Origin of the sequence: Methanothrix sp., assembly GCA_029907715.1 — an archaeon.
In the GTDB taxonomy this organism is placed as follows: domain Archaea; phylum Halobacteriota; class Methanosarcinia; order Methanotrichales; family Methanotrichaceae; genus Methanothrix_B.
The window spans coordinates 1-13,763 of the sequence record JARYLI010000025.1 but is presented as its reverse complement, the minus strand read 5'-3'; the positions used below and the strand labels follow the sequence as shown (position 1 = coordinate 13,763).

At 52.4% G+C, this 13,763-nt stretch carries 15 protein-coding genes; 8 read left to right on the top strand and 7 right to left on the bottom strand.

From position 1 onward, the window contains the following. Positions 1–215: 215 nt before the first annotated feature. Together QHG98_09395 and QHG98_09390 are read right to left on the bottom strand one after the other, a co-directional pair. A complete protein-coding gene (locus QHG98_09395) occupies positions 216–632 on the bottom strand; it encodes a transposase (protein MDH7597931.1) in 417 nt (138 codons plus the stop codon). Further along, the gene (locus tag QHG98_09390; GenBank protein MDH7597930.1) at positions 608–973 is read right to left on the bottom strand and encodes a transposase; all 366 of its coding nucleotides are present in this window, start codon (positions 971–973) and stop codon (positions 608–610) included. Before QHG98_09390 ends, QHG98_09395 begins: the two co-directional genes overlap by 25 nt. A gap of 294 nt (positions 974–1,267) precedes the next feature. On the opposite strand from QHG98_09390, the gene corA reads away from it, so the two are divergent. From corA to QHG98_09360, 6 genes are all read left to right on the top strand, one after another. Further along, positions 1,268–2,335 (top strand): magnesium/cobalt transporter CorA, encoded by a 1,068-nt coding sequence (gene corA, locus QHG98_09385; protein ID MDH7597929.1) that lies wholly within the window; start codon positions 1,268–1,270, stop codon positions 2,333–2,335. A gap of 980 nt (positions 2,336–3,315) precedes the next feature. Further along, positions 3,316–3,717, top strand: a complete 402-nt coding sequence (locus QHG98_09380) for a hypothetical protein (protein MDH7597928.1) — start codon at positions 3,316–3,318, stop codon at positions 3,715–3,717. A gap of 161 nt (positions 3,718–3,878) precedes the next feature. After that, positions 3,879–4,976 (top strand): AAA family ATPase, encoded by a 1,098-nt coding sequence (locus QHG98_09375; protein MDH7597927.1) that lies wholly within the window; start codon positions 3,879–3,881, stop codon positions 4,974–4,976. Between the two features lie 13 nt (positions 4,977–4,989). Continuing rightward, positions 4,990–5,493: an amino acid-binding protein gene (locus QHG98_09370; GenBank protein ID MDH7597926.1), complete on the top strand. Its 504-nt coding sequence runs from the start codon at positions 4,990–4,992 to the stop codon at positions 5,491–5,493. 333 nt (positions 5,494–5,826) lie between these two features. Next, the gene (locus tag QHG98_09365) at positions 5,827–6,000 is read left to right on the top strand and encodes a hypothetical protein (GenBank protein MDH7597925.1); all 174 of its coding nucleotides are present in this window, start codon (positions 5,827–5,829) and stop codon (positions 5,998–6,000) included. 240 nt (positions 6,001–6,240) lie between these two features. Beyond that, positions 6,241–6,591 (top strand): nascent polypeptide-associated complex protein, encoded by a 351-nt coding sequence (locus tag QHG98_09360; protein MDH7597924.1) that lies wholly within the window; start codon positions 6,241–6,243, stop codon positions 6,589–6,591. Between the two features lie 180 nt (positions 6,592–6,771). On the opposite strand, the gene QHG98_09355 is transcribed toward QHG98_09360, so the two are convergent. Continuing rightward, positions 6,772–7,485 carry a hypothetical protein gene (locus tag QHG98_09355; protein ID MDH7597923.1) on the bottom strand — a complete coding sequence of 238 codons (714 nt, stop codon included), beginning with the start codon at positions 7,483–7,485 and terminating at the stop codon, positions 6,772–6,774. 81 nt (positions 7,486–7,566) lie between these two features. Between QHG98_09355 and scpB the strand changes: the two genes are divergently transcribed. Then, on the top strand, positions 7,567–8,649 hold the full coding sequence (gene scpB, locus QHG98_09350; GenBank protein ID MDH7597922.1) for an SMC-Scp complex subunit ScpB: 1,083 nt from the start codon (positions 7,567–7,569) through the stop codon (positions 8,647–8,649). 152 nt (positions 8,650–8,801) lie between these two features. On the opposite strand, the gene QHG98_09345 is transcribed toward scpB, so the two are convergent. From QHG98_09345 to QHG98_09335, 3 genes are all read right to left on the bottom strand, one after another. Continuing rightward, positions 8,802–9,299, bottom strand: coding sequence for a matrixin family metalloprotease (locus QHG98_09345; GenBank protein MDH7597921.1), 498 nt, complete (start codon positions 9,297–9,299; stop codon positions 8,802–8,804). 1 nt (position 9,300) lies between these two features. After that, entirely contained in the window at positions 9,301–10,050 is a 750-nt protein-coding gene (locus tag QHG98_09340) for an Mrp/NBP35 family ATP-binding protein (GenBank protein MDH7597920.1), read from the bottom strand. 359 nt (positions 10,051–10,409) lie between these two features. Next, positions 10,410–11,465 (bottom strand): TIGR00303 family protein, encoded by a 1,056-nt coding sequence (locus tag QHG98_09335; protein ID MDH7597919.1) that lies wholly within the window; start codon positions 11,463–11,465, stop codon positions 10,410–10,412. 189 nt (positions 11,466–11,654) lie between these two features. On the opposite strand from QHG98_09335, the gene QHG98_09330 reads away from it, so the two are divergent. Continuing rightward, the gene (locus QHG98_09330; GenBank protein MDH7597918.1) at positions 11,655–12,437 is read left to right on the top strand and encodes a hypothetical protein; all 783 of its coding nucleotides are present in this window, start codon (positions 11,655–11,657) and stop codon (positions 12,435–12,437) included. Positions 12,438–12,463: 26 nt separating this feature from the next. On the opposite strand, the gene QHG98_09325 is transcribed toward QHG98_09330, so the two are convergent. Continuing rightward, positions 12,464–12,868, bottom strand: coding sequence for a hypothetical protein (locus tag QHG98_09325; GenBank protein ID MDH7597917.1), 405 nt, complete (start codon positions 12,866–12,868; stop codon positions 12,464–12,466). Between the last annotated feature and the right edge of the window lie 895 nt (positions 12,869–13,763).

Below are 13,763 nucleotides of genomic sequence, written 5' to 3'. Positions count from 1 at the left end.
GATTTCAGTATCACATGGTGCGTTCGATAGCTGGTACTTGAATGATGAGCTTCCAGAATCTTTTCTGATTATGAGCCATTGTTCCTTGCCGGGCAGTCTGTCCTCGACCGGATGGACTCGTATAGCAGCGATCTCGATCTGGAGCGCCTTTCGCTCTGTATCCCTGACATTCACAATAGACCAATCCCGAATCTGGTCTTTGAGCTTCTGTACCTCTATCGGCTCAGGTTCACCGTCGAGAACCCGTTTGCGCGATGGTATCCGGCCTCGATCTCCCTTTCGTTCTGGTATGCCGATCTCAGGCATTTTGATCCAGACTCTTTGATCCAGACTCGAGTATCCCTGGGTATGTCTGCGATATAGATCAGTCCTTCAGCATCGAGCTTATTCCGGAGATGTGACTGTTCGCCGTAAAAGCAGTCCATTCCGACCCAGCCGAAAGGGACTCCGTTTTTACGGGCGTTGAGCACCATATCGAGCACGATCTCGGCTTTCGTCCTGAACCTCACATCCTTCGGAACCTTGCATTTGTTGCGCAGCCTGCTGTTGTTCGCCCAGTCCGCTGGGAGGTACAGCTGACCATCGATAAGTGTTCGACGTGAGCCGTTTACGTATCCGAGAAAGACGCCCACCTGGCAGTTATCGACTTTACCAAGCCGGCCGCAGTACTGCCTTTAAGCACCGAATGGGTGCCCTGCTTCGGGAATCCGGTCTCATCTATGTGTATCGAACCTTCAACCGGATCTCCGATCAGTTCTGCAATGTCCCTCTGGAGCCTCTCTATGACCTTCCTCTCCTCCCACGGCGAATCCGTGATGAAGTTCTGCAACGACTGCGAGGTGCTCTTCCTCACAGTCTTCGCAAACCTGCTGCAGTTCCCTCGACCGCGGTTTAACAGCAAACCCTCCACGTACTGACGTCCACGGTTGCTCACATCGCATGCCCCAACCCAGAAGTGATCGTTATACTTCATACAAATATTCTTCAATATAGTTATAAATACAAAAATATATTGCCTCCTCAAATCAAACCTCAATCGCCTCTACCCCCTTTCTAAAGTAGAAAGGCAATATAAATTGAAAATATTTTATTTTAACGTTGCCGGAAGATAGTAGTAGAGAACAATGTCAAGCTACTACAACGTCACGAGGAGGTAATAATGTTATTCGGACAGGTCCCATGAATGGACGGAAAACTATTTGATAATGGAAACGATAAGGTCTGAGAATATCGTCCTTGTTCTGAGAATTTACGGGGGCTGTATCCAATGCAGGACCTGGCAGCCAGAAAGGTTAGCAAGATAGACCTCGATCCCATGGAGCTCATCGAGCGGTATGAGCCACGCGGTGTACCTGAGAAGGCCAGGATAACGGTCATCGATTACGATGAGGTTCAGTTTCAGGAGGAAGAGGTCAAGAGCGTTGAGGAGTGTGCGCCATACAGATACAAGCCCACGGTCACATGGATCAAGGTAAACGGAATTCGCGATACCGAGACCATGGAGAAGCTTGGCAAGATATTCGATATACATCCTCTCACAATCGAGGATATCATTACAGGCCAGCGGCCAAAGATGGAGGACTTCGGTGACTATATATTCATAGTTCTGCGCGTCTTTTACTACGACAGGATAGCGAATGAGATAACCTCAGAGCAGTTCAGCCTGATATTCAGCTCCAACTTTGTGATAACTTTTGAGGAGAGCGGTGGGGATGTGTTCAAGCTCATCAAGGAGAGGATAAAGAACGAAAAGGGGAAGATCCGACGGAGAGGCACCGACTATCTCGCGTATGTGCTTCTTGATGCGATTGTCGATAATTACTTCTACATACTGGAGCGCCTTGGCGACAGGATAGAGATGCTTGAGTCGGTGCTTGTGGAGGAGCCCTCTGAGGAGAACCTGAGAGAGATCTACGAGCTCAAGAGCTCCATGATATTCCTCAGGAAATCTGTCTGGCCGCTCAGGGAGGTAATAACCAGGCTCGAGAGAGGCGAGTCGCCGTTGATACATGAGAACACCATCATTTACCTGCGGGATGTTTACGATCACACGATACAGGTCATAGATAACATCGAGATAATGCGCGATATGCTCTCAGAGATGATCTCCATCCACCTCTCCAGCGCGAGCAATGAGCTGAACAACATAATAAAAATTCTTACATCAATAACAATAATATTCATGATACCAACACTTATAGCAAGCATTTACGGTATGAACTTCAGGTACATGCCTGAGCTTGAGTGGCGATATGGCTACTTCGCCACGCTGATTCTCATGGCATCAGTCGTCGTGACCACGGTCGTGTACTTCAAGAGGAAAAACTGGCTTTGATATCTGGGGTTGTCCCAAAACCGCATCGTCGGTCATCTTGATGGTCGTCCTGCAGCACCTCCGGGTTTGAGGATCCATGCGACTTCTCACGACGGGTGTTCACATTATAGTCCTTTGCGTCACTTCATATAAATCCATTTAAAAGCTACTGGATATATCACGCTTCAAAGATCATTTTATATAATATTCTTAATCAGCTTATGCGGAATACTATAAAGCACAGCATGGAGATCTGATCTGCCGTGTCGGATCGTTTCTGGACGAAACTAACAGTGAATCAAAGCTCGCTCTTATGTATTCAGCAACTTGGAAGTCGCGCGGCAGGTTGCTGAATGCGCTCATTCCAGCGCAAGGCCTTCGACTACATCGAAGGGTTTCGACAGTTTAGACTTCGTCGAAACTCTTCGAAGCAGTCGAAGATAAGTCGAAACGAGCGCATAGCATGACTTTTCTTCGGCAAGTCATCGGATGGATGAGGGCGTCAAAGCTTTCATCATTCTGGCATCCTGTTCCACAAGATGCGCGTTTTTGAGCTACGCTCATCCCGAACATGGTATTTGCTCAACGCTCTTATCCATCTGATAACTTGCTCGGAACATGCTCGATACGTTGAGCTAAAATGCCCTCCTGAGAGATTTCTGGATGAATGACTATGCCCGATGATAGCGGCTTCACTTGATCAGTACCTCAAGCACGCGCACGATATTAGCAAATACCACATCCCCAGAATCACCGCAGTGCGTCAGAGGCGTGCAGGCCTTGATGCCGGCTCATCCCTTCGTGCACTTCGTGCAGTTTGGATCCGGCATTAACGTGATCTCTGAAGGAAAGATCAGCTACAACAGCAGAGTGATCCTGCAAGGGCAAGCTCGGTGATGCATCTGCGTGGATCTCAGGCACACCTATACCTATATATCTCATGATCACATCGTAAAACAGGCATAAAAATGTGGGGTATTGCAATGTGGAAGAACATGCTTATGGCAATTCTTGTGAGTTCGATCATTCTCGGCTCGGCTGGCGCGGTCTGGATGAGCTACGCTCCCAGCGCAGGTGAGGTCGTAGCACAGTTCAGCAAGCCTGTATACACTATCAACATGACGGGTCAACCCATCCAGGGATACCATCCACTCCTGGGTCAGAGCTTCTGGTTTGAGCCTCTCCCAATTGCAGGCAAGCCGGCAGCCACATCAGAGAAGATCGCACCTGTTGTGCTCGGCAGCGTCCCTGCGCCGCATTACATCACGGACTTCGGCCAGAACTGGGAGCGGAACATGAAATTCGCCCAGACAAGGTCGTCATTCAGGATAGCAGCAAATAACACCCTTGGATCCATCGGACCGAGCTGGAATATCTTCGACACAGGATGGGTCGTGATTTGAGGGTGGCTTTTAAGGTCCACGCATTCGCATGACGAGAGCTGGCATTGCACACGCCAGACTTGAGCAGCTTGTTCAGGGTATATGGATGCGCTCAGTGCGGATGAACATCGCACTGGGAGGCATCCAATACATTTAACTATCTTAAGAGGGAGTTATTATCTGTGCGATCCATCCAGAAGACCGGCGTAAAGGGCTTGAGCGGAAAGACTGAGAGAAACCGTATCACCGGCGCGAGGTTTTTGCTTCTCAGACCTGCTGGATACCCCCTCAAGAGCACGTTTCAGGAGTCCCCTGTCGTATCGGATCCTGTGCTCTTCGAGCGGTACGCTAAGGAGCAGTGGTACGGCGAGCTCGTCAGAGCCGGGGGATACCTTTTCGACAGGCGTCTCTATCCAGACTTCGCGTTCAAGGTCGTGAAGGTGTACCCCAGAGAGGCAGTGATTGGAGCAGATACAACGATAGTTGTGGAGAAAAGGATAGAGCCCACAGCTGTCGTGGAGCCTGCCTCCTTCGATGATGTTGTTGGCCAGCTCGATGCGAAGAGAAAGGTTAAGGTGATAAAAAGGTATCTGGAGGAGCCTGAGAGGTTTGGTAGCTGGGCTCCCCGCAACATACTCTTCTACGGAGCATCAGGTACAGGCAAAACCATGATAGCCAGAGCTCTTGCCACAGAGGCAAATGTTCCCATGCTGCCAGTGAAATCAACATCACTGATCGGGGAATTCGTGGGTGAGGGGGCTAGACAGATCCACAACCTCTATGATCGGGCTGAGCAGCTCGCACCATGCATAATATTCATAGATGAGATTGATGCCATAGCGCTGGACAGGCGCTACCAGGATCTCAGGGGCGATGTGTCAGAGATAGTGAACGCCCTGCTTACAGAGATGGATGGCATTTCATCCAGACGCGGCGTCTGCACGATAGCTGCGACAAACAAGATCGAGCTCCTCGATTCGTCCATAAGATCGAGGTTCGAGGAGGAGATAGAGTTCAGGCTGCCCTCCTATGAGGAGAGGCTTGAGATCCTCAGGAGGAATGCCTGCAGGATGCCACTGGAGGTCAGGGGGGACCTCGCAGAGATCGCTAAGCTGACAGAGGGCTTCTCCGGCAGGGACCTAGTTGACAAGATCCTGAAGGTGGCACTCCATCAGGCCATCATCGAGGACTCCAGATTCGTCGAGCGGCGTCATCTGATGGATGCGCTCCAGCGCGTCAAGCGCGATGTTAAAGAGCCTCCGGGGGAGATGTTCATCTGAGGAGGCGCCTTCAATGTGGCAGCAGATCCTGGGCAAGTTCAGGCGCTATCCTGCTCAAGAGAAGGTCGTTCGGCTGATACTGTCGAGGGGCTTCCAGATAAACGAGCGCGGCAGGGTCGCTTCCGGGTCAATAGAAATTCCACACGCCCAGATAGCCAAAGAGCTAGATGTTGATAGAAGAGTGGTCGACACAACAGCGATGGCCATTCGCGAGGATCCGGACCTCTGGAAGATATTCAAAAATGTGAGATCCGTGCCTTTTCTGGCGGATGTCGCGCCTGTGCTCGGGCTTGGTGTGATCGAGATCACGCCTGTCGATGCGAGACAGACCGGCCTTCTGGGGAACGTCGCCATAGCTGTGGCAAAGCATGGATTGAGCATACGCCAGGCAGTATCTGACGATCCCTTCTTCGTGGAGGACCCTAAGCTCACAATCATCACAGAGGGCAAGATTCCTGGGGAACTCGTTACGCTTCTGAAGGAGATAGAAGGGGTCAAGAAGGTCACAGTGGAGTGATCTCATACATATTCCTGGTAGTCTAACTTGACATTGTTTTCCATGTGTCATCGGTTAAGGCTGTCTGACGCAGGAATGGATCAATAATTTTTACATGAGTGATGCCTTGAAATGTATTTGCTCAATATGGTGAGCGTGCTTGAGTTACCGATCAAATGAAGCTGCTATGGCAGAGTCGTTCATCCAGAGATCCGTCGAGATGGCAATTTAGCTCAACGTATTGAGCATGTTCTAGGCCATGAAAGTGTGAACCATTCTATCGGCGAGTACAGCAAGGGTGGTGGAGTGCCTATCAACACTGTGGAGGCGGAATTCTCTATCTATCGACCACGGATGGCAACGTTCAGAGGCGTATCCAAGAAGAACCTCTATCTGTACACAGCACACTACCAGTTCATCAGGCTGAACCGCGAGATGGACCCTGTTGGCAGAATGCTCGCTATGGTGAAACTCTTGCGCATCCTCTGGCTGGACACAATGTTCTGCCATAATATCTTTATAAAGTGAAGATGCAAGGTATGTGAGGATTCCCATTAACCCTCCTGTTCGGGGATCTGCAAGTGCTGCTGTATGCGTTTATCAAATAGGATTTATACCAAAGAGCTGGATTTTTAGGAATCCTCATGTATACGTCGCTAAATCAATAAGAGCGATCCTCAGATCTCTTTCCAGTAAGTACAGGTTCGGGGTGGGTATCTCTCGGATAAGGATAAATCCAACCATATCCATCTTGCCTGCGGTGGTCTTATGTTTCCAGGACTTGGCGGACGGGGGATGAACCCGAAGAAGATGAAGGGCATGCTGAAGAGCATGGGCATAAACATCGACGAGATAGAGGGTGTGGAGGAGGTTGTCATACGAACCTCGGACAGGGAGATAGTAATAAGGAATGCATCAGTGGCCGTAATGGAGGCACAGGGCAACAGAAGCTACCAGATATCTGGAGATGTCACAGAGCATCCAAGAGTTTCGCCATCCGACATCGAGCTGGTTGTCTCCCAGACAGGAGCGAGCCCTGAGGAGGCCAGAGCCGCGCTGATGGAGTGCGGAGGTGATCTTGCTGAGGCGATAATAAAGCTTAGCTCAAAGACATCATAATTTGGCGATCTGAAAATAGAGCACAAAACCTGTTCATCGGATCGCCAGTTCGAGTGGCCGCTGAGATGCGAGCAGTGACGTAAAGAACAAGATGTATTGCCTGATAAAATGATCTCATCTCAAAATTTGATGGACAAACGCGATCGCTCTTGTTTTGCTTCCCCTCAGACAATTCGACGGTTACGGATCGTAGATGACCGGTACGCCATGCGAGGCAGCGATCTTACCGACCGCATCCTTCAACCCGAGATGCTTCATGGCGCACCTGCTCGCCTCAACTAGGACAACGAGATCGCTGTCGTGAAGGGCCCTGCCGATCTGTGAGGCCTTGTTTCCCAGCCTCGGATCCGGCCTTCTCACCAGAAGAATGCGCGCATCACCCATCACGAACGTGCCATCCTCTGAGAGATGACCGAGCTGGATCGTAACTCTGTCTGAATCCTGTGACAGCTCGAACGCTATGGGATAGTTCGCGAACTCGTTGTGGTCGTAGATTTTCCTGTCCCGCAGAGCAGATCTCAGCTCTTCCATGATCATCTTCGCCATATCTGCCAGCTCCATCTGGGCCTTTCTTGAAAAGTCCCTGCATTTAGCTATGGAGAGAAATGTCAGATGGTGCAGCGGCTGGCCTTTCTTATGGCAGTACGCATGCGTATCGATGACATCGTAATCATCCTCCAGCGGGAAGAAGCAGGGTGCGTAGCTGTCGCAGTTTTTGCATTTGAGCTCTATCACCTTGGTCTTGTCCAGAAATGGCGCCAGACCTTCGAGTATCTCGAGCATATCGATGATCTGGGCACTGGAGCTGTTTGAGCTCTGCAGTCCCTTGACCATGAACATGAGCTCATCAGCATCGTGCACGGATTCCTTCGACTTCTGAACCGACTCGTTCATTCAAAAGCCATGAGACCCGGAGCGAATTTAAATATATCTCAGACCCAGAGAGACTGCCATCTGATCCATAAAGCACACCGGATGTGGATTAAGAGAACATCACTGCTCATGGGAGGTCCCAGAACGACGAAGGCAGATGCTAAAGCTCTTGTGGAGGCGATGCTGTTTGCGGCAGGCCGGCCCCTCTCGGTGGAGGAGATGTCAGGCATCTCGGGGCTCGATGCCGGGGATGTGCTTGATGCCGCGGAATCCCTTTTGAGGGAGTACGCATCTCGTGGTGGCGGCATCGAGGTAAGAGCCGTCGGGGGCTCCTTTGTGATGCAGGTGCGAGGGGATCTGGCTCAGGCAGTGACGATGATCGCGCCGCGGGAACTCGACTCCTCGGTGATACGCACGCTCGCTGTCATCGCATACAGGCAGCCGATTACGCAGAGTGAGCTCGCGCGGATCCGCGGGAACAAATGCTACGAGCACGTCAGGATCCTGGAGAGGATGGGGCTGATAAGCGCGAGCAAGAAGGGCAGAACCAGGGAGCTCAGGACAACAAGAGGGTTCGCGGAGTACTTCGGCCTGCAGTCAGCGAGCCCTGAGTTCTTGAGGGAGATGATCGTCAGAAAGCGTGATATGATCGGCATCACCCCCATATATGAAAGCCTGGCCAGGCGCCTTGGCATCGATTACGTGGTGGTGAACCCCTACAGGCCCGACGATAGCGATGCTGCCAGGCTCAGGGAGATCCGGCTGCTTGTAGCATCCCCGGGATATGCGGAGAGGATAAGAGAGCACTACTCTGGGGAACTCGTGGAGATCGGCACTTCAACATTCTCGAAGCTTAAGGAGGGTGTGGAGAGGCTGGTGCTCCTGCTGAAAGATGTGCCCGGTGCAGAGGCTCTGATCGGAGAGATCGACTCTGCCCTGAGGGAGTACAGGGCGATGGCCCACGGCCTGGGTCCGGTGAGGCCAATGACGCCGATCGCAAGAGAGATCGCCCTGGACATGCATCTGGATATTGGAGAGAACGGTGTGACTGCAGCAGCTGATTACACAGGGGCAGAAGCTGATATCATAATACCCACACACCAGGAGAGCCATATCGATATAATTGAGCGGATCAAACAGAGATACGATGCGATGCTCGAAGGGCTCAGGCAGCGGCGCAGGTGAAGTCTGCAGGTTTTTGGAGGTCGGGCTCATCACAGTGTTTGCAGACGCCTGAAGGAGATAGGATCGTTCTGCTCGCGAAAAGGTCGGGTCCAACCTGGGTCTCCGGCAATTGGCGAAGATGCGCTTTGAGGGCGGACAGGGGTTCCTGGAACCTAATGTATGGGATTCAGCTCATCTTCAGAGACTGGCCCACGCCGCATATTCTCCCTTGCGATACAGAAGCACTGCTCGCACAGTGTGAAAGGGCGTTTCTCAACCTCTTCCTCATTCCTTGCTGGCTGCATGAGGCACTGCGCAGTGCAGTGGTCCAGCCCGAGGATGTGGCCTATCTCATGCATGGCCACGTTCATCCAGGCATTTCTCCCCAAACCAGATGTTGTGGTTATGGCGCATCGCCCGGCAGCACATCCGAATATCGAGCCTGCGCCTGGAAGGTGTATATCGACATCGACCACCCAGATGGATGGATGCGCTCCGGTTTTTCTTAATAGCGTGCTCAGGATATCAGCAGCGTCATTCCTGCCCTCCAGATGCTCCGGTGGATCTGAGAACTCCATGAAGAGTCCAAGACCGCGAAAGGAGTTCTCGAAGAGAGAGCGGAGCGCCTCCCTGTTCAGATCGTCACCCCTGAAGAAGACCCGCAGCATCATCTCAGTCAATCGCACCGGCTATCCTGGAGGCTATCATCTCCATCGATCTGAGCCCGGGTGAACTCCCCTCAGCTCCATCGAGATATCTGTATGGCCTGCCCAGCTCCGGATCAATGGGCACCGAGCCCAGGAAATCCACGCCCATATCCCTGGCAGAGATCTCACCATTTCCTGATCCGAAATCTATCATCTCTCCACAGTGCGGGCATACGAGACCGCTCATGTTCTCGACCATACCGATCACGCGCACATTCATCTTCCTGAACATGTCGACAGATTTCTGCGTATCGAGAATTGCGACATCCTGCGGTGTTGTGACAACCACAACTCCATCCAGATCAGGTATCAGCTGGACCAGGCTTATGGGCTCGTCGCTCGTTCCAGGCGGAAGATCCACGATCAGGTAATCGAGATCCCCCCAGCATACCTCAGAGATGAACTGCTTTATGGCTGCCATCTTCATCGGGCCGCGCCAGACAACCGAGGTCCCTGATGTTGGAAGTATGAGGGCCATCGACACGACCCTGATGTTGCCAACAGTCGCAGGATGTATGCCATCAGGTCCCACTGTGAGGCGCTCATTCTCTATTCCCAGCAGCTTTGGTATGTTCGGTCCCGTTATATCCGCATCAAGCAAGCCGACGCTGTACCCCTTCTTGGCCAGCCAGATCGCGAGATATGCCGCCACCGTGCTTTTGCCCACGCCCCCCTTTCCGCTTCCCACAAGCATCTTTCTTTTTATCCGTCTCATGCGCTTCACTTCATCTGTGCAGGATCCACGCGCATCACACCCGTCGCAGGCCATATCGCATCTATCTTGCATTGTCACAGCCCTCTGAGCAGTGATTCGAATACAGATGATGTCCGGATAAATCCCTTTGGGTCATCTCTGAACACAGCGGATGGAGTGATCTTCACATGATTTGACGGCCTGATCGCAGATATGCTGGGTTGCAGTTTGATGTGCGATGGATCTTTGCGCAACAGCGAATCGAAGTCAATAAAATATACATTTATAAAATAACATCTAACAGATAATGCTGTCCTGGTGCACACGTGTTTGCGAAAAAGGGGCGAAGACTGTTTTCTCTCAACCCCTCTCGAGGAAGCTCATGCTCTGGATGCGCATCCTGGAAGCTCCACAGTCATCAGCACCCTGTCGGTCTCTTCGACCAGCCTCTCCTGCGTTACGCCGAGGATTCCCGCAAGTAGCGCTGCCCCTCCAGCACCGACACCTTCCTTCACGAAACCCCTGGTGAACGCCTGGATCACGGGGATTTTCGATCTCCCAAGGCCGGGATCCACGACATAATAGGGCCATCCGGAATCCTCGACGATATCCCTGAAGCTGGCGCTGCGGTCCTCGGCCACATACTTCGTTGTTGCTATCGAGAAATCCCCCTCGATCCCAAGCCGCCTGGCCAGAAGGAGCACCGCAGCGAGCTGGGTTCCGCCGGAGAGGACGACCCGCGTGGATGAGCCGATGCCTTTGAGAAGGCCCAAAGCGCACGGGATCATCGGGTCTCCGAACTCCACGATCGCCCGCATGATATCATTCCTGAACTCCCCCGGCTCTGCATCGCATCTCCTCAGAGATTCCCTGACGATCTCCATTTTGAGCTCGATCGGGTTTGCATCAAAGCTGCTGCTTACACTCCCATTATATCCGATGGCTTGCAGCACTGCTAGCGCTGTGGTTGTGCCTCCGGCAATGGATTCTCCGATGAATATGCAGTCTGAGAGGGCCGATACCTTTCTTCCAAGAATCTCAGCCCTCTCCATTATCGCTGGTGCCTCAGGCACACCTGGCACATATCTTATATCTCCGCCTGCCGCACCACCAAGCTCAACATATGGAACAGCGGGCTTCTTCTCCAGGCCGCTGGCAACGAAGAGCGCAGGCACCCCGGTCAGGCTCAGCGCGGCCCTTGTGATTATGCCGGGCGTAGGGCATCCTCCGGGCGTCTCAGGGAGCCCTGGCATTGTGACGATCCTGTTGAACTCAACCAGCTCAGCATCCGCGCCAGGCGTGTAAAACGTGAGCTCAGGCGTGACGCCAGCAGCGCTCACTCCTGGTATCTTTCCTACATGCGTGTTTGAGATTATGCACGTGAAGAGAGGCCGCGATGGCCTTAGATCGAAATCCGGGTATATCCATCTGGGCATAATCTACAGTCTGTGAGGGGATATATTAAATCAACGGTAGATTATTTAAATCAAATTTATTTGATTGGTGCTCAAGAGGGGCTTAGCAGGCATTGTCATATCGGGAATGCCCTTTCACATCAGGAGGGCTTATTCGCAGCCAGCTGCAGAGAGCCAGGTTAATAAGCGATGCCACAGAGGTTGATGCCGATGGCAGAGCCCTTTGTCGAGACCGAGACGTGCAGGACAAAGTGCAGGTGGGTGGCGAAGGTATTCGGGGAGTTCAACCGGCCCAGGACGACTGTGAGGTCTCTCTTCTATTATGCTCTTCGCAGATGCGAACCTGACTATCCGATATGCGGAGGGTTTGTGGGCGAGATACGGGTGACAAGGCAGTTTGATGAGAGCGATGCCAGCCGCCTGGTCAAGTGGGCCACGCTCGCATCCGAACTGGGGTATATTCCACGGGATGCACTTCTGGAGGAGGTGCCAGGCATGCATGTGCTCACCCCGGATCGCATTTCATCGGGAGCACATGCAGAGCTGTGGATCGACCGATCTGCGCTCAACCCCCTGATCTGGCCGGTCTGCAACCGGCATGGAATCACCCTTGTATCAGTAAGCGGAGCACGACTGGACGATGCCCTGAAGGATCTCCGCAGCAGAGCAACAGGTGGGGAAACGCTTGTTCTATGCATGGCGGATCTGAGCCCATCGGGTCTCTCCTTCGTACGTGCTCTCGGCAATGCTCTCCGGGGGATGCAGGTGATTCACGTGGCTCTGACCCCGGATCAGGTCGCGAGGCTGCATCTCCCCATGGTCAGGGCTGACAAGAAAGCTGCAGATAAACACTACAGAGAGCTTCTCAGAAGCGCCGGCCTCGATGGCAGGATGATGGCCGAGCTCGACGCGCTCGAGGTATGCTATCCAGGCGGCATAGCCGGTTTTCTGGAAGGGCTGATCCGGGATCATGTTAAGGGTGCGCGTACGTGACCCATCTGGAGTCAAAACTGCGCCCATCACCACGAGGCCGGATCGAACTCGTTCTCGTCATCGTGTAAATTCGCGAAGCCTGCCTCCACGATAATTCTGTTGAAGAGCCTTCGCAGGTCTGGCGTACCATCCGGGTTGGAGAGGTAGACAAGACACTCTGTTGTTCCACCGGGCTGGTATCCTGTCATGTTATCGATATCGAGAAAGACCTGCACGTTCAGAAGCCTCTCCATGGTGTACTCCTTTGAGTGGACGCCATCTGCTGTATGGACATCCGGCGCCCGCACATCGGCGAGATGAACCAGGCCGAAGCCGTCTACCATGAACGTATCACCACTCGATATGCTGCTCACCCTTCCGCTGGCTTCAAGCGGATGCGCGACTGCCTGTGCGACCAGCAGTATCATGGCGCATGCGATTAAGCATCTCATGAATGGAGCTGATAGGGATGAAGATAAAAGCGTCTCGCACGAGATGCGAGGCGCAGATGGGAGACGTGTGGCTGGATCTCTGAGCGCGCCCAAAGAGACTGGCTGTGAGGACAGCTCAAAACTGCATCAGCAACCGACTGCGACAGGTTCAGTGCCTCTGCCAGTACACCATGCGACCAGCGAGGGCGGCTGGTTATTTTAAGACGAAATCGAAAAGAGACTTCACATAAAGTCAGGCTCAGGCCAGATCTCCGATGGTTCGCGAACATGAGCCGCCACCGGTCTTTCACGAAGCCCTTGCAGGAGCTGGTCATCTGATGAATATCCGGAAAAGTGAGAGCAGGTATGAATCCTAAACCTCGTATCTTTATTAACGAAGTCGTCTCAAAATTCACAGTCTCCTCCAGATGATGAGAAATGCGGCCAACTGCAGGAATCCCAGGAAGCAAGATTTCTCAGGTCTTTGCTTTCTTAGTGAGCAGAGATGCTGGAGCAATAGCTCGCCGTCATCGGTACTCATCGTCCTCGCAGGTTCTGGTGAGTAGGCAGTAAGCTTCACTGATAACTGGAGTATAGTATTCCGCATAAGTTGATATAATATCACATGTCACATAAAATCATCTATGAAGTATGAGTTATCCAGTAGCTTTTAAATGGATTTACATGAAGTGGCGCAAAGAACTATAAAATCCACAACCTCCGAAGCAGCATCAGTCGCTGAAAGATGTAAAAAATGAATAAAATTCCGCGCTCAGACTATGAGCGGGATGTTCTCGACGGACTCGGGGTTCGCGAGGGCTGAGATGTCGCCGACCGGCTTGCCCAGCGCCTTGGCCTTTATGACCCTGCGCATGATCTTTCCGGATCTTGTCTTTGGCACGTCCTTGACGAAGTA